General features: G+C 65.7%; 1 protein-coding gene. It reads left to right on the top strand.

The genetic code is table 11. The features are described 5' to 3' along the window. On the top strand, positions 1–209 hold a 209-nt coding region (locus R0J88_RS23825), incomplete at its 5' end, for a hypothetical protein (protein WP_410901431.1). Between the last annotated feature and the right edge of the window lie 24 nt (positions 210–233).

Below are 233 nucleotides of genomic sequence, written 5' to 3'. Positions count from 1 at the left end.
CTCTGCGTCTGGTCGCCCCGCAGGGCGCCGCCCTGCTGACACACTCAGGAGCCCGCAGATGGGCCATTGAGCGCTGGCTGAGCCATGTGGGCTGGCTGGTACACGAGCGCAGTCTGAGGTTTACTCAGGCTGCGCTCGTTGCGTTGGTGGCAGCGTATTCTTCCAATCTCGCGGCCGCGCAGGGCGGGAGTCAGGACCTCAGGGAGTGATTGCATGGTCGGTTTGGCGGCGTG

It is taken from the genome of Pseudoalteromonas sp. SIMBA_162 (assembly GCF_046535955.1).
Taxonomy (GTDB): domain Bacteria; phylum Pseudomonadota; class Gammaproteobacteria; order Enterobacterales; family Alteromonadaceae; genus Pseudoalteromonas; species Pseudoalteromonas marina.
This window is presented reverse-complemented; position numbering and strand designations above follow the sequence as displayed.